This window comes from Bradyrhizobium sp. CB1717 (assembly GCF_029714325.1).
In the GTDB taxonomy this organism is placed as follows: domain Bacteria; phylum Pseudomonadota; class Alphaproteobacteria; order Rhizobiales; family Xanthobacteraceae; genus Bradyrhizobium.
The window spans coordinates 4,802,446-4,817,867 of the sequence record NZ_CP121666.1; the positions used below are offsets into that span (position 1 = coordinate 4,802,446).

Here is a 15,422-nt window from a genome sequence, read left to right on the forward strand (position 1 = left end):
GCCTGACATAGTTAAGTGCCACCATACGCAGAATCAAATGGATAGGGACTAAATTCGCCGTGTCCGTCGGAATGGCAGCCCCCCGCGCGCCCTATGCCTGCGACCCCGATCGCAGCCGCGGCCGGCTGGTCGCCGAGCCCCCGAGCCGGACCCGCAGCCCGTTCCGGCGGGATTGCGACCGGGTGATCCACTCCACCGCGTTCCGCCGCCTGAAGTACAAGACCCAGGTGTTCGTGTTCCACGAGGGCGACCACTACCGCACCCGGCTGACCCATTCGCTCGAGGTTGCCCAGATCGCCCGCGCGCTGGCCCGGCAGCTCGGGCTGGACGAGGACCTCACCGAGACCCTGGCGCTCGCCCACGATCTCGGTCATCCGCCCTTTGGCCACGCTGGCGAGCGGGCGCTCGACGCCTGTCTGAAGGAGTTCGGCGGCTTCGATCACAACGCGCAGACGCTTCGCGTCGTCGGTTCGCTGGAGCATCGCTATCCCGAGTTCGACGGGCTCAATCTGACCTGGGAGTCGCTGGAGGGCATCGTCAAGCACAACGGCCCGCTGACCGATCGCAGCGGCGCGCCGGTCGGGCGCTATCGCGAGCATGGCGTTCCCGTGGGCATTGCCGACTACATCAAGGTCTACGATCTCGAACTGTCGAGCTTCGCCTCGCTCGAAGCCCAGGTCGCCGCGATCGCCGACGACATCGCCTATGACGCCCACGACATCGACGACGGCCTGCGCGCCGGCCTGTTCCATCTCGATGATCTCAAGGTGATGCCGCTCACCGCTGAGATCATCGCCGAAACGTCGGCGCATTATCCCGATCTCGAAGACGTCAGGCGCGGTGCCGAGCTGGTGCGCGAGCTGATTTCGCACCTGATCGGCGCGGTGTTTGCGGAGGCGCAGAAGAACCTCGCCGCGGTGAAGCCGCAGTCGGCCCAGGACGTGCGCCAGCAGAGCCGGGCGCTGATCGCCTTTCCCGCGGAGGTCGCCGAGGAGGAGGCCGCCATCAAGGGCTTCCTGTATCAGCACATGTACCGTCACAAGCGGGTGATGCGGGTGATGGGGGAGGCCGAGCAGATCCTGTTCGACCTGTTCGCGAAATACCTGAAATCCCCGGCCGAGCTGCCGCCGGAATGGCTGGTCGGGGCGGAGGCGGATGACGAGGGCGACCGGGCCCGCCGGATCGGCAATTTCATTGCCGGAATGACCGACCGTTTCGCCCTGACCGAGCACCAGCGGCTTTTTGACTCGACCCCGGATTTGCGTTAGGCGGCGGCCATGCCCCAGACATCCTCATCCCTGCATTTGTTCGCCGACGTGCTCGCACGCGTGCACGTCGCCTGCCGCGCGCTTGCGGCGGATTCCGGCTGGCCCGAGGGCATCGATTTCTCCCGCGTGGTGGTCGAGCCGCCGCGCGACGCCTCCCATGGCGACATGGCGACCAACGCCGCGATGGTGCTTGCGAAAGAGGCAAAGGCGAAGCCCCGCGATCTCGCCGAGCAGATCGCCGAGCGGCTGCGTGCCGACGCGCTGATAGCCAAGGTCGATGTCGCAGGTCCCGGCTTCATCAATCTGACGCTGAAGCCGGCCGCCTGGGCCGAGGCGCTGCGCACCGTGCTGCGTGAGGGTGCCGATTACGGCCGCGTCCGCGGCGGCTCCAAGGTCAATGTCGAATACGTGTCGGCCAATCCGACCGGGCCGATGCATGTCGGCCATTGCCGCGGCGCCGTGTTCGGCGACGCGCTGGCGAGCCTGCTCCAGTTCGCGGGCCACGACGTCTGCCGCGAATATTACATCAACGATGCCGGTGCGCAGGTCGACGTGCTCGCGCGCTCCGCGTTCCTGCGGTATCGCGAGGCGCTTGGCGAGGATATCGGTGCCATCCCGGAAGGCCTCTATCCCGGCGACTATCTGAAGCCGGTGGGTGCGGCGCTGGCAAACGAGCACGGCGACAAGCTGCGCGCGATGAGCGAGGCCGAATGGCTGCCGACCGTGCGCGCCAAGGCGATCTCCATGATGATGGACGAGATCAAGGACGATCTCGCCGCGCTCAACATCCGTCACGACGTGTTTTTCTCGGAGCGGTCGCTGATCGAGACCGGCAACAACAAGGTTGCCGAGACCATCGATTTCCTGAAGGCCAAGGGCGACATCTACGAAGGCCGCCTGCCGCCGCCGAAGGGCGCGCCGGTCGAGGACTGGGAGGATCGCGAGCAGCTGCTGTTCAAAGCCACCGCCTACGGCGACGATGTCGATCGCCCGCTGATCAAGTCGGACAATTCCTACACCTATTTCGCCTCCGACATCGCCTACCACAAGAACAAGTTCGACCGCGGTTTTGCGGAGATGATCGACGTCTGGGGCGCCGATCATGGCGGCTACATCAAGCGCATGCAGGCAGCGGTGAAGGCGACGACCTCGGGCAAGGGCTCGCTCGACGTCAAGATCGTCCAGCTCGTGAAGCTCTTGCGCAACGGCGAGCCTGTGAAAATGTCGAAGCGGAGCGGGGACTTCGTCACCTTGCGTGAGGTGGTGGATGAAGTCGGCCAGGACGCCGTCCGCTTCATGATGCTTTACCGGAAGAACGACGCGGTGCTCGACTTCGACCTCGCCAAGGTCATGGAACAGTCGCGAGACAACCCGGTGTTCTATGTCCAGTACGGCCACGCCCGCGGCCACTCGATCTTCCGCAACGCGCGGGCCGAGGTGTTCCCGGAACTCCCGGAGGACACCGGCAAGCGCATCGCCTGGCTCAGTGAATCGGCGGTGGAACGGCTGTCGGACCCCGTCGAGCTCGACCTTCTCAAGCGCCTCGCAATTTATCCGCGCATGCTGGAAGCTGCCGCCGCGGCCCATGAGCCGCACCGAATTGCCTTCTATCTCTATGACTTAGCGAGCGAATTTCACGCACTTTGGACGAAGGGGCGCGATTTGCCCTATTTACGCTTCATTATCAATAATGATGCAGATCTTACAAAGGCGCGATTGGCAATGGTCCAGGGCGTCGTCTCTGTCCTGGCATCGGGCCTCGCCATCCTCGGCGTCCATGCTCCGGACGAGATGCGGTAGTTTGGGGCGAACTACTTAATGGGAATTCGGGGGTAACCGGCAGAAGCCGGATCGCTTAGACTTGGTTGAAAGCCTTGTGGGTCGAAAGCCGTGCCTTGGTCGAGGGGCGCGCGGTTTTCCCGAAGGGACGCATCATCACGATGGCCGAACGATATCACGACAGACCGTTTCCTTCCGATGACTATGGTCGCGGCGGCGATCAGCATGGGAAGGCGGATAACGATCCGCTGGCCGAGCTCGCCCGCCTGATCGGACAGACCGATCCGTTCGCCGCGCAGGGCCGGCCCGCCGCGCGCCCGCCGGCAGCCCCCGCCCAGAGCTATCAGGACGACGGCTACGGTCAGGACGATTATCAGCAGGATTACGCCGAGCCGGCCCCGTCGCCTCCGCCCGGGCCGCCGTCATGGATGCGCCGCGCCAACGTGCAGCCGCAGCCGGCACCCGCGCCGGAGCCGGACTATCCCGTTTCTGCCAGTCCGGTTCATCCGCTGCATCGCTATTCCGCCCAGCCGGCCGCGCCCGAGCCTGATTTTCATCAGCCGCAGGCTTATCAGGATCACGCTTACCAGGATCAGGCTTATCAGGCTCAAGCCTACCAGCAGGACCAGGCCTATCAGGAGCCGTATCAGCAGCCCGATCCGTCGCGCTACGACGATGCACTCTATGGCCGCCTGGAGACGGGCGAGCAGGACTTTCAGCGCGACCCGGCCTATCCGGACGACCCCTACGCGTTCCAGAGCGACTATCCCGAGGCCGACCTCGACGAACCGAAGAAGCAGCGCGGCGGCATGATGACGGTCGCGGCGATCCTTGCGCTTGCGGTGGTCGGCACCGGCGCGGCTTTCGCCTACAAGACCTATGTGGGCTCGCCCCGCAGCGGCGAGCCGCCGATCATCAAGGCCGACAACACCCCGACCAAGATCGTGCCGGCGCCGACGGACTCCTCGGCCAAGGTGCCGGATCGCATGGTCACCGGTGACGGCACCGAGAAGATCGTGCCGCGCGAGGAGGCGCCTGTCGACGTCAACGCCAGGGCAGGTGGTCCCCGCGTGGTGTTCCCGCCACTGAACCAGAACGCGAATCCGCCATCGGTGGCGAGCGTGTCGCCGTCTGCGGTGCCGCCGCCGAGCCCGGGGCCGACCCCGAGCAACGGCACGCTGCCGAACAATTCGCCGCGCCCGATCAGGACCGTGGCCGTGAAGGGTGATCAGACCGACAGCGCCACGCCGCAATCGGCCGCTGGCAGGCCGACTGCAGTCGCGCCAAAGCCTGTTGCCGCGCCTGCTGCGCCGGCCGCGCCGCGCAATCCGCCGACCTCGGCCAATGCCAGCGCCAACCAGCCGATGTCTTTGGCGCCGCAATCGGTACCGGCGGCCGAGCCGCCACAGCGGATGGCTGCGACCAATCCGACACAGATCGCGCCCGCGAGCAGCGGTGGTAGCGGCTTCATCGTCCAGGTCTCCTCGCAGCAGAGCGAGGACAGCGCTGCCGCGTCGTACCGGGTGCTTCAGAGCAAGTATGGCAGCCTGCTTGGATCGCGCTCGCCGGTGATCAAGCGGACTGATCTGACCGACAAGGGCAAGGGGATCGTCTACCGCGCCTTCGCGGGCCCCTATGGTTCGCTCGAAGAGGCGACGCATGCCTGCAACAGCCTAAAGTCTGCTGGCCTCCCGAACTGCTTCGTCCAGAGGAATTAACGGCCGTTTCCTTGACCCCCTCGCGGGTCAGGGTTAATCGGCCGTTATGAGCACGCGGGCCTTCATTACCGGCGTATCCGGAACGGAACTGACCGCCGCCGAGCGGGCGTTTATCCGTGCCGACCGCCCATGGGGCTTCATCCTGTTCAAGCGCAATGTCGCGACGCCGGCGCAAGTTGCTGCATTGGTTGCGGAATTGCGCTCGGTTGCGAATGCTCCCGATGCGCCGGTCCTGATCGATCAAGAGGGCGGGCGCGTGCAGCGGCTGGGCCCGCCGCACTGGCCGGTCTATCCGCCGGGGGCCGTATTCGCGACTTTGTACGACACTGATTCGGCGCTCGGGCTCACCGCGGCGCGGCTCAGCGCCCGGCTGATCGCGGCCGATCTCGCCGATCTCGGCATTACCGTGGATTGCTTGCCGCTGGCTGACGTGCCGGTGCCTGGCGCCGACGCTGTGATCGGGAACCGAGCCTATGGCACCTCGCCGGCCAAGGTCGCGGCGATTGCCCGCGCGGTCACCGAGGGGCTGGAGCAGGGCGGAGTGCTGCCGGTGCTCAAGCACATCCCCGGGCATGGGCGCGCCACCGCGGACACCCATTTCAAGCTGCCGACAGTTGATACGCCGATGGACGAGCTCGATCGGACCGACTTCGCCGCGTTCAAGCCGCTGGCGGATCTGCCGATGGCCATGACTGCACATGTTGTGTTTAGCGCCGTCGACCCCGCCCATCCGGCGACGACATCTGCGACAATGATTGCTCAGGTGATTCGCGGCGCAATCGGGTTCCAGGGTTTGTTAATGAGTGATGACGTGTCGATGAACGCGCTGGCAGGCAGCATCGCCGAGCGGACCCGCGCCATCTTCGCGGCCGGTTGCGACGTGGCTCTGCATTGCAACGGCAACCTCGAGGAGATGCGCGAGGTCGCCGGCCAGACACCTGAATTGTCGGGGAGGGCGCTGGAGCGGGCGAACGCGGCGCTCGCAGCGCGCAAGCCGCCGCAGCCGTTCGACCGCGTGGCCGCACGCGCTGAGCTGGACGCATTGATCGCACGGGCAAACACGGCATCCGCATGACCGCAGAAATCCTATCGTTTGAAACCGGGCGGCCCGCAGAGCTCGCCGAGGGTGAGCCGGCGTTGGTGGTGGACGTCGAGGGCTATGAGGGCCCGCTCGATTTGCTGCTCGCGCTGGCGCGGCAGCAGAAGGTCGATCTCGCCAAGATCTCGATCCTGGCGTTGGCCGACCAGTATCTCCACTTCATCGAAGCCGCGCGAAAGATCCGGCTGGAGCTCGCTGCCGACTATCTGGTCATGGCCGCCTGGCTCGCCTTCCTGAAATCGCGCCTGCTGCTGCCGGAGCCGCCGAGCGCGGAAGGGCCGAGCGCCGAGCAGATGGCGACCGCGCTCGCCAACCGGCTGCGCCGTCTGGAAGCCATTCGCGAAGCCGCCAACCGGCTGATGAATCGGCCGCAATTGCAGCGCGACATCTTCCCGCGCGGCGAGCCCGAGCAGATCGCGGAGATCAAGCATCCGAAATATACGGCAACCCTCTACGACCTGCTCACCGCGTACGCCTCGCAGCGCCAGTCGCGCGTGCTCGCAAGCGTGCATCTGGCCAAGCGCACCGTGTGGTCGCTCGCCGAAGCGCGCGCGACGCTGGAACGACTGGTCGGCAGCATCACCGAACAGGACGACTGGGGCGTTCTCGACGACTTCCTGGTCCGGCACGTCGCCGATCCCACGCAGCGCGCGACGGTGTTCGCCTCGAGCTTCGCCGCCGCGCTCGAGTTGGTGCGCGAGGGTCAGCTCGAGCTGAACCAGAAAGAGGCGTTTGCGCCCATCTATTTCCGGAAGGGGCGTCCTAAACCGGTCGTCGACGCAGCTCCTGCGCCCGACGCGCCGGTCGCTTAAGTGCAAGAAGGAGAATCTGCCATGGCAAGCCTGGCTGAAGTGCGGGTAGAAGAGGCCGAGCCGATGGAGAACGAGACCCAGGCACGTCCCGAAGAGCTACGGCTGCTGGAAGCGCTGCTGTTCGCGTCGAGCGAGCCGCTGGATACCGCAACGCTCGCCAAGCGCATGCCTGATGGCGTGGACGTCAAGGCCGCGCTCGAGCAGCTCCAGGCCGACTACGCCTCGCGCGGAGTCAATCTCGTGCGGGTCGCCAACAAATGGACCTTCCGCACTGCCGGCGATCTCGCCTGGCTGATGACGCGCGAGAGCACCGAGACCCGCCGCCTGTCGCGCGCCGCGATCGAGGTGCTGGCGATCATCGCCTATCACCAGCCGGTGACGCGCGCCGAGATCGAGGAGATCCGTGGCGTCGTCACCTCGAAAGGCACGCTCGACGTGCTGCTGGAAACCGGCTGGATCAAGCCGCGCGGCCGTCGCAAGACGCCGGGCCGTCCGCTCACCTTCGGAACCACCGAGGACTTCCTGTCGCAGTTCACCCTGGAACAGCTCGGCGACCTGCCGGGCCTGGAAGAGCTGAAGGGCACGGGCCTGCTGGATTCGCGCTTGCCGACGGGCTTCAGCGTGCCGACGCCGTCGGACGATCCGGCGCTGCGTGAGGACGAGGATCCGCTGGAACCGGGCGAGGATCTGGATCTGGCGTTGGCGCCTGCGGTCGAGCCTGAGACCTCGGAAGCGGCTCCGGAAGGGGGCAATGAGGGTGGCGGCGAGGGTGGCCCCGAAGGCGGCACCGAAGACTGACGTACCGTCCGTCCACGGACCCCTGCGACCAGTTACCACTTAGCAAGATTACGTAGTGCCAACAGAGAATTGGCGCTGCCTTGGTCCTTGTTTTTAAGGCCCGCCAAGCCTACGTTCCGGTCAAGATCGGCCGGGTCCCCGGCCATGCGCGTTTGGAGGGTTGCAGGATGGGTTCACTCAGCATTTGGCACTGGATCTTGGTGATCGCAGTGGTCCTGCTGCTGTTCGGCCGCGGCAAGATTTCGGATCTGATGGGCGACGTGGCGCAGGGCATCAAGGCATTCAAGAAGGGCATGCAGGACGACGACAAGGTTGCCGACAAGCCCGCCGAGCCGTCCAAGTCCATCGAGCACAATGCCGCGCCGACCGCGGCACGGTCCGACGTCGGCAGCAAGGCCGTCTGAGCCAGAGAGCACGCGAGACGCGGGTAGCGGCCCGATCCTGCGCGCAAGGGATTTGGCCGGTTGCGGCTTCGCGTGAACGGAAGACCTCATGTTCGACATCGGGTGGAGTGAACTGGTCCTGATCGGGGTCGTGGCCCTGATCGCCATCGGCCCGAAAGAGCTGCCGGGCGTGCTGCGCATGGTCGGACAGTGGATGGGCAAGGCGCGCAAGATGGCCGCCGAATTCCAGGGCCAGTTCCAGGAAGCGATGCGTGAGGCCGAGATGGCCGACCTCAAGAAGAGCTTCGACGAGGTCAAGGAAGCCGCCACGGGCTTCAATCCGCTGAGCTCGCTGCAGAAGGACGTCAGCGACGCGCTTCGTGTCGATGCGCTGGACAAGCCGGCCGAAACGCCGGCTACCGCCGCTGTCGAACCGTCGGCGACTTCAAGCGAAGCGCCGGCCACACCAACGACTCCGGAAGCGCCGACGCCAGAGACCTTCGTGGAAGCCGAAGCGCATGCGGCCGTGAACGAGCCGCTCGCCATCACCCGTGAAGTCGAGCAGGCAAAGGTCGCGCAGGACACCGCGCCATCCGAACCGATCAAGGACGCCAAAGCGTCATGACCGACGCCGATATCGAGGCCAGCAAAGCCCCACTGATGGACCACCTGATCGAGCTGCGCTCGCGGCTGATCAAGGCGTTGCTCGGCTTTGGCGTGGCCTTCATCTTCTGCTTCTTCTTCGCCAAGCAGATCTATAACGTGCTGGTCTGGCCGTTCGTGTGGGTCGCAGGGCCCGAGAACTCCAAGTTCATCTACACGGCGCTGCTGGAATATTTCATCACGCAGCTCAAGCTCGCGCTGTTCGGCGCCGGCTTCATCTCGTTCCCGATCGTCGCGACCCAGATCTACAAGTTCGTGGCGCCCGGGCTCTACAAGCACGAGAAGCAGGCCTTTTTGCCATATCTGGTCGCGACCCCGTTCTTCTTCGTGCTGGGCGCGGCGCTGGTCTATTTCGTCGTGCTGCCGATGCTGGTGCGCTTCTCGCTCGGCATGCAGCAGGCCGGCAGCGACGAGACTGCGCAGATCCAGCTCCTGCCCAAGGTCGGCGAATATCTGTCGCTGATGATGTCGCTGATCTTCGCCTTCGGCATCGCCTTCCAGCTCCCGGTGATCCTGACGCTGCTCGGCCGCATCGGCATCGTCACGTCGAAAATGCTGCGCGAGAAGCGCCGCTATTTCATCGTCATCGCCTTCGTCATCGCGGCCGTGCTGACGCCGCCCGATGTGCTCAGCCAGTGCTCGCTCGCGATCCCCTTGCTCGCGCTCTACGAGGGCTCGATCATCGCGGTCGGGATGGTGGAGAAGAAGGCGGCGGCCGCGCAGGCTGCCACTGGCACCGACGTCTCGACGCCGGCGAAACCGGCCGAGTAGGGCGCCGCACCCTCCGGTGTCATTCCCCCGCGAAAGCGGGGAATCCAGTAGGCCGCGGCCCCTCGGAGAATCACTCCCGTCTCTGGAATACTGGATCGCCCGCTTTCGCGGGCGATGACAGAGTGCTAGGGGAGACGCGCTGACGTACAACGTTTGCCGTTGTATGTTTACGCGCCGATCCAGGACCATAGCCATGCACGACATCAAATCGATCCGCGACAATCCGCAAGCCTTCGACGCCGGCCTCGCCCGGCGTGGCCTGAAGCCGTTGTCGGGCTCGCTGCTGGCGATCGACGAGAGGCGGCGCGCGGCGATTCTGGCTTCCGAGCAGGCCCAGGCGCGGCGTAACGCGGCCTCCAAGGAAATCGGCGATGCCAAGAAGGCGAAGGACGAGGCGCGTGCGGCCACGCTGATGGCCGAGGTCGCCGAGCTCAAGACCACGATGCCGGAGCTCGAGGCCGTTGCGAAAGCCGCGGACGAGGAGCTCGCCACGGCGCTATCGGCGATCCCCAATCTGCCGCTCGGCGAAGTGCCCGACGGCCTCGACGAGCACGGCAATGTGCAGCGCCATGTCTTCGGCAACCGGCGCAACTACGCATTCGCAGCCAAGCCGCATGACGATCTCGGCGGTGCGCTCGGCGACATGGATTTCGAGACCGCGGCGAAGCTCTCCGGCGCGCGCTTCGTCGTGCTGAAGAAGGGGCTGGCGCGGCTCGAACGCGCGCTCGGCCAGTTCATGCTGAATTTGCACATCGACGAGCACGGCTACACCGAGATCAATCCGCCGTTGCTCGTGCGCAACGAGATCATGTTCGGCACGGGTCAGTTGCCGAAATTCGAGGACGACCAGTTCTGGGCAATCAAGGGCGAATTGCTCGCCGCGCCCGAGCTGGAGCGGCTGCGGACCGAGCGTCTCGGCATCATTCCGACTGCGGAGGTGGCTCTCACCAATCTCGTGCGCGAATCCATTCTCGACGAGAAGCAATTGCCGATGCGGCTGGCCGCGCTGACGCCGTGTTTTCGTGCGGAGGCAGGCGCCGCAGGGCGCGACACGCGCGGCATGATCCGTCAGCACCAGTTCACCAAGGTCGAACTGGTCTCGATCACAACGCCGGAGACCAGCAAGGATGAGCACGAGCGCATGCTCGCTTGCGCCGAGGAAGTGCTGCGGCGGCTCGACCTGCATTACCGCGTGATGACGCTATGCACCGGGGATATGGGCTTTTCGTCGCAAAAAACCTATGACATCGAGGTCTGGATGCCCGGGCAGGGCGAGGGCGGCGCGTTCCGCGAGATCTCGAGCTGCTCGGTCTGCGGTGATTTCCAGGCCCGCCGCATGGACGCCCGCTCGCGCGGCCCCGATGGCAAGCCGCGCTTTGTCCACACCTTGAACGGCTCCGGCACCGCGCTCGGCCGCGCGCTGATCGCCGTGATGGAGACCTATCAGCAGGAGGACGGTTCGATCGCGGTCCCCAGCGTGCTCCAGCCCTATATGGGCGGGCTGAAGGTGATCGCGCGCGAGTAGGGTTGCGAAGATCGGGCGGCCGGTTATCCTGCCGGCCACCCACCCGTCAATGCGAAACTCCCGTTCATGGCCTTGCACCGCGACATCTTCTGGGTCGGCAGACAATGGGCGGTGACCGGTGCCGGCATCCAGGCCGTCGACCAGCGTTTACGTGGTGTGCTCGACATCGAGATCTCGCGGCTCTGGGACGACGATCTCGTGCGGAGCCGGCGGGCCAAGCCCGGCGTCAATGCCGTGGACTTCGACAAGGCGCTGACAGTCGCACGCGAACGTTTTCCGCAGACACCGGACCCGATCATTGCGCAACTGGCGGCGCTCGGCGTGGTCGAGGCGCCCGTCGTGAGCCCGGCCCTGCCGGCGATGCAACTGAGTGTCGAGGGCCGGCTGGCGCGCTTCCTGCCGCAATGGCGCGTCCGTCGGTAACGGGACAGGCCCGGGAACCTGGCCGGCTCCGAAATTGGCCCGGTTTGCCTGATCGGCCATAGCCGGATAAGACGGCTCGGAACCCGCTTTCTGGATCGACCATTCACATGCGCATTCTCTGCACCAATGACGACGGCATTCACGCTCCCGGCCTCAAGGTCGTGGAGGAGATCGCGCGCGCATTGTCCGACGATGTCTGGGTGGTCGCGCCCGAGCTCGACCAGTCCGGCGTGTCGCATTCGCTGTCGCTGAACGATCCGTTGCGGCTGCGCGAGGTCGGACCGCGGCACTTTGCCGTGCGCGGCACCCCGACCGACTGCGTGATCATGGGGGCGCGGCACATCCTCGGCACCAAGCCGCCCGATGTCGTGCTGTCCGGCGTCAACAAGGGCCGCAACGTCGCAGAGGACGTTGTCTATTCCGGCACCATCGCCGGCGCGCTGGAAGGCACCATCCTGGGGCTGCCGTCATTCGCGCTGTCGCAGGAGTTCAGCGTCGAGACCCGCGAACGGCCGCCGTGGGACACGGCGCGGAAATTCGGTCCGGACATCCTGCGCAAGGTGATCGCCGCAGGCATCCCGAAGGACACCGTCATCAACGTCAACTTCCCGTCCTGCGCGCCGGAAGATGTGCTCGGCATTCGCGTCACGCGCCAGGGCAAGCGCAATCTCGGCTTCCTCAGGATCGACGAGCGCAGGGACGGGCGCAACAATCCCTATTTCTGGATCGGCTTCGAGCGCGCGGCGATGATGGATACGCCGGCCGACGGCACCGATCTCGCCGCGCTGCGCGATCGCTATGTCTCGGTCACGCCGCTCAGGCTCGATCGCACCAACGAAGCGTTCTCGGAAGCGCTGAGCGCGACGCTGAAGTAGCGGTTCGCGGCGAACCTGTAGCCCGGATGGAGCGCAGCGAAATCCGGGGCGGTTGCAGCTTGTGGCACGATTCCCGGATTTCGCTTCGCTCCATCCGGGCTACGGGAGTCTCCTAGCCGCCGCGAAGGGCGGCTTCGATGGTCTTGCCGAGCGCGTCGAGCTGGAACGGCTTCTGCAGTGCCGGCCGGTCGCGATACTGCTCGGGCAGGCCCGAGGAGCCGTAGCCGGTGGCGAAGATGAAGGGACAGCCCTTCGCCTTGATGACATCGGCGACCGGCGAGATGACCTTGCCGTTGACGTTGACGTCGAGGATGGCGATGTCGAACTCGGTGGCCTGGGCGAGCCGCATGGCCTCGGTGATATCGCCGGCTTCGGCTGCGACCTTGTAGCCGAGCTCTTCGAGCATGTCCGCGACCATCATCCTGATCATCACCTCGTCTTCGACGAGGAATACAGAGCGGCCCGAAAGCCCTGACGCAGTCATTGTCGGTGAGTCCTTGCCCATTTGCGAAAAACGTTCGCAGATAACGCAAATCGACGCAATGCGCGTTTCGACGAACGAGCGTCGAAACTGGCCTTTGCGGCCAAACCGCTGCAGGCCAATTTGTGGTCAAATACTGCAGCAAAAGGTTATCATGGGTTCCGGGGCAGGAACAAGATTCTCGCCCGGGCCTTGAGCTCTGCAAGCGACGATCCGGACCTGACGAGACGATACAAGCAGCGATGACTTCCAATCAGCATCCGCCGGAAAAGATGATGTTTCAGCTCACGCTGAGGCGTCGGGGCATCAGCGATCAGGCGGTGCTGCGGACCATGGAGGAGGTGCCGCGCGAGCTTTTCGTCGACGAGGCCGATCGTGAGGGGGCCTATCGCGATAGCGCGCTGCCGATCGCGTGCGGGCAGACCATCAGCCAGCCCTTCGTCGTCGCCTACATGACCGAGCAGCTCCAGCTCCGGAAGCAGCACCGCGTGCTCGAGATCGGCGCGGGCTCCGGCTATCAGGCGGCGGTGCTGTCGCGGCTTGCAGGCCAGGTGCTGACGGTCGAGCGCTATCGCAAGCTGGCCGATGCCGCACGCGCCAGGCTCGAAAAGCTCGATTGTCACAATGTCGAGGTGATGCTCGGCGATGGCCTCAACCTGCCGCCCAATATCGGCCCGTTCGACCGCATCATCGTCACCGCCGCGGTGGAGCAGCTTCCGGAGAACCTGGTCGAGCGGCTCGATGTCGGCGGCATCCTGATCGCTCCGGTCGGACCGCATCAGGGCGTGCAGACGCTGATCCGCTTGACCCGGACCGAGGCCGGGATCGAGCGCAAGGAACTCGTCGACGTCCGCTTCGTGCCGGCACTGCCCGGCGTGGCGCGGGAGCTGTAGAATTCCGGATCGGCTGTTCCGCCAACATCTTATTGGGAGGGTTAAGCCGTTATTTACTCGGCGCGTGTTTACTTAAAACACCAGTTCTGTTGCGTACGAGTGAGTAACCATGTCTGTCGTCGCCGAGTTGCTTTACTCGCGCCGCGTGCCGCAGGTCGCGGTGCTGGCGCTGATCTCCTTCAGCTTTGCAGGGTGCAGCGCCGACATGTCGTCGCGGCTGTCCCAGTCGAATTTCTCCAATCCCTTTGCTTCCGATCAGACCGGTTCGGTGCAGCAGGCGCCGCCGCCGCAGCAGCAGCAGCGTGAGCTGCCGCAATATGCGCGGCCGCAGACGCAGCCCGGTTACTATCAGTCGCAGCCCTTGCCGCCGCCGGCGGTGTCCGCACCGCAATCCTATCCCGTCACTTCGGGCGGCGGCGTGTCCGGAGGCGGCCGCGGCGTCAGCTCCTATGCGCCCCCGGCGCAGCCGCACCTGGAGACCACGGCCACCGTGCCGCCGCGCTCGGTCGCGGCCTCACAGCCGGCGGGTGGAACCAAGATCATCGTCGGCACCAGCGACACGCTGGACGTGCTGGCCAAACGCTATCACGTGACGCCGCAGGCGATCCTCGCCGCCAATGGTTACAAGGGGCCGCGCGCGCTCTCGCCCGGTCAGCAGCTGATCATCCCGCATCCGGCCACCGCACCTGTGGCGGCTCCTGTCGCCGCGGCTCCGGCGATGGCGCCTGCTGGCAAGCCGGTTGCTGCCGTCGCTGCGCCTCCGAGCACTCATTTCGTCAATCGCGGTGACACGCTCGCCAGCATCGCGCGCAAGAACCATATCTCGGCGGCCGAGCTCGCCCGTGCCAACGGCCTCGAACCCTCGGCCAAGCTCAAGCTCGGCACCAGGCTGACTGTACCCGGTGCCAAGACCGCCGCCCTCGTGGCGCCGGTTGCTGCGGCTCCCGTCGGCGCTGCTCCGGTTGCGGGTACACTTCAGCCGGTCGCGGCTGCTGCGGCACCGGCTCCCGCCACCAAGATGGCAGCCGTCGCGCCTGTGCAGAGCGCTCGCCTGGCGCAAGCTACGGCTAATGTCGAAGAAAAGCCCGCCGAGACGCCGGCGAAGGCTGCGGAGGCCACCGGCGCGCTGCCGACCTTCCGCTGGCCGGTGCGCGGCAAGGTGGTCACGACTTACGGCGCCAAGACCAACGGCAAGTCCAACGACGGCATCAATCTCGCGGTGCCCGAGGGTACGCCGGTCAAGGCAGCTGAAGACGGCGTCGTCGCCTATTCCGGCAACGAGCTGAAGGGTTACGGCAATCTGGTCCTGGTTCGGCACTCCAACGGCTACGTCACCGCATATGCCCATGCGAGTGAGCTGTTGGTGAAGCGCGGCGACACCATCAAGCGCGGTCAGGTCATTGCCAAGTCGGGTCAATCCGGGGAGGTGGCGTCGCCGCAGCTCCACTTCGAGATCCGCAAGGGATCGAGCCCGGTTGACCCGCTTCAATTCCTGAACGGGGCGTGAGGCGCGTCGCGTCGCCAGAGCGCGCTCCCTCGACGCACGCGTTATCATCGTCCGCGTAGGCGGACGATCCGCGATTCCAAGGACGGCACTCGCTAAGCCGAGAATCTGCCGTGCCCCATTGCCTAGACCAGCACGCACTCGAAATCGCTGAGTTCGTCGCTTATGGCTTGAGCGGAGCCTGGACCACGTTGGTCGCTTGCTCGCTAAGAGGAACGAGATCAGGTTCGGCTTGAGGCTTTTGGGACCGGACCATCAAATCTCGAAAAACAACCCCATGCAAAGTAGCCGATGGCCGGTGAGACGCCCTAATATTCTGACTCTGCTTAGGTTTCGATAGCGCAGCAGACGTGGCGGGGCTTGCTGGCGGACCCAGCAACGTCGTGAACAACCGGACCACGACCCTTTGATTTAGATCAACCTGCAAGTC

At 65.4% G+C, this 15,422-nt stretch carries 15 protein-coding genes; 14 read left to right on the plus strand and 1 reads right to left on the minus strand.

Annotated elements, in window-relative coordinates; genetic code table 11:
• Positions 1-59 precede the first annotated feature (59 nt).
• The 12 genes from QA649_RS22875 to surE all read left to right on the plus strand — a co-directional run bounded on the left by QA649_RS22875 (position 60) and on the right by surE (position 12,114).
• A complete protein-coding gene (locus QA649_RS22875) occupies positions 60-1,268 on the plus strand; it encodes a deoxyguanosinetriphosphate triphosphohydrolase (protein WP_283019181.1) in 1,209 nt (402 codons plus the stop codon).
• A gap of 9 nt (positions 1,269-1,277) precedes the next feature.
• Entirely contained in the window at positions 1,278-3,068 is a 1,791-nt protein-coding gene (gene argS, locus QA649_RS22880) for an arginine--tRNA ligase (RefSeq protein ID WP_283019182.1), read from the plus strand.
• Positions 3,069-3,208: 140 nt separating this feature from the next.
• Positions 3,209-4,765, plus strand: a complete 1,557-nt coding sequence (locus QA649_RS22885) for an SPOR domain-containing protein (protein WP_283019183.1) — start codon at positions 3,209-3,211, stop codon at positions 4,763-4,765.
• A gap of 46 nt (positions 4,766-4,811) precedes the next feature.
• On the plus strand, positions 4,812-5,840 hold the full coding sequence (nagZ, locus tag QA649_RS22890; protein WP_283019184.1) for a beta-N-acetylhexosaminidase: 1,029 nt from the start codon (positions 4,812-4,814) through the stop codon (positions 5,838-5,840).
• Entirely contained in the window at positions 5,837-6,676 is an 840-nt protein-coding gene (locus QA649_RS22895; protein WP_283019185.1) for a ScpA family protein, read from the plus strand. The genes nagZ and QA649_RS22895 overlap by 4 nt, the downstream gene beginning before the upstream one ends.
• Before the next feature lie 21 nt (positions 6,677-6,697).
• On the plus strand, positions 6,698-7,474 hold the full coding sequence (gene scpB / locus QA649_RS22900; RefSeq protein ID WP_283019186.1) for an SMC-Scp complex subunit ScpB: 777 nt from the start codon (positions 6,698-6,700) through the stop codon (positions 7,472-7,474).
• Positions 7,475-7,641: 167 nt separating this feature from the next.
• Complete coding sequence (locus tag QA649_RS22905) at positions 7,642-7,878, plus strand: twin-arginine translocase TatA/TatE family subunit (protein ID WP_092028685.1); 237 nt, start codon at positions 7,642-7,644, stop codon at positions 7,876-7,878.
• A gap of 88 nt (positions 7,879-7,966) precedes the next feature.
• Positions 7,967-8,482: a Sec-independent protein translocase protein TatB gene (gene tatB / locus QA649_RS22910; protein ID WP_283019187.1), complete on the plus strand. Its 516-nt coding sequence runs from the start codon at positions 7,967-7,969 to the stop codon at positions 8,480-8,482.
• Positions 8,479-9,291 carry a twin-arginine translocase subunit TatC gene (gene tatC, locus QA649_RS22915; RefSeq protein ID WP_283019188.1) on the plus strand — a complete coding sequence of 271 codons (813 nt, stop codon included), beginning with the start codon at positions 8,479-8,481 and terminating at the stop codon, positions 9,289-9,291. Before tatB ends, tatC begins: the two co-directional genes overlap by 4 nt.
• A 193-nt stretch (positions 9,292-9,484) precedes the next feature.
• Complete coding sequence (gene serS, locus QA649_RS22920; protein ID WP_283019189.1) at positions 9,485-10,816, plus strand: serine--tRNA ligase; 1,332 nt, start codon at positions 9,485-9,487, stop codon at positions 10,814-10,816.
• A 66-nt stretch (positions 10,817-10,882) separates the two neighbouring features.
• Positions 10,883-11,239: a hypothetical protein gene (locus QA649_RS22925; RefSeq protein ID WP_283019190.1), complete on the plus strand. Its 357-nt coding sequence runs from the start codon at positions 10,883-10,885 to the stop codon at positions 11,237-11,239.
• Between the two features lie 107 nt (positions 11,240-11,346).
• Positions 11,347-12,114 (plus strand): 5'/3'-nucleotidase SurE, encoded by a 768-nt coding sequence (gene surE / locus QA649_RS22930; RefSeq protein WP_283019191.1) that lies wholly within the window; start codon positions 11,347-11,349, stop codon positions 12,112-12,114.
• Positions 12,115-12,226: 112 nt separating this feature from the next.
• Here the strand turns inward: surE and QA649_RS22935 are convergent, their stop codons facing one another.
• Positions 12,227-12,598: a response regulator gene (locus QA649_RS22935; protein ID WP_283019192.1), complete on the minus strand. Its 372-nt coding sequence runs from the start codon at positions 12,596-12,598 to the stop codon at positions 12,227-12,229.
• A 239-nt stretch (positions 12,599-12,837) separates the two neighbouring features.
• Here QA649_RS22935 and QA649_RS22940 point away from each other — a divergent pair, with 239 nt between their 5' ends.
• Positions 12,838-13,488: a protein-L-isoaspartate(D-aspartate) O-methyltransferase gene (locus QA649_RS22940; RefSeq protein WP_283019193.1), complete on the plus strand. Its 651-nt coding sequence runs from the start codon at positions 12,838-12,840 to the stop codon at positions 13,486-13,488.
• Positions 13,489-13,597: 109 nt separating this feature from the next.
• Positions 13,598-14,995, plus strand: a complete 1,398-nt coding sequence (locus tag QA649_RS22945) for a LysM peptidoglycan-binding domain-containing M23 family metallopeptidase (protein WP_283019194.1) — start codon at positions 13,598-13,600, stop codon at positions 14,993-14,995.
• The last annotated feature ends 427 nt before the right edge of the window (positions 14,996-15,422 follow it).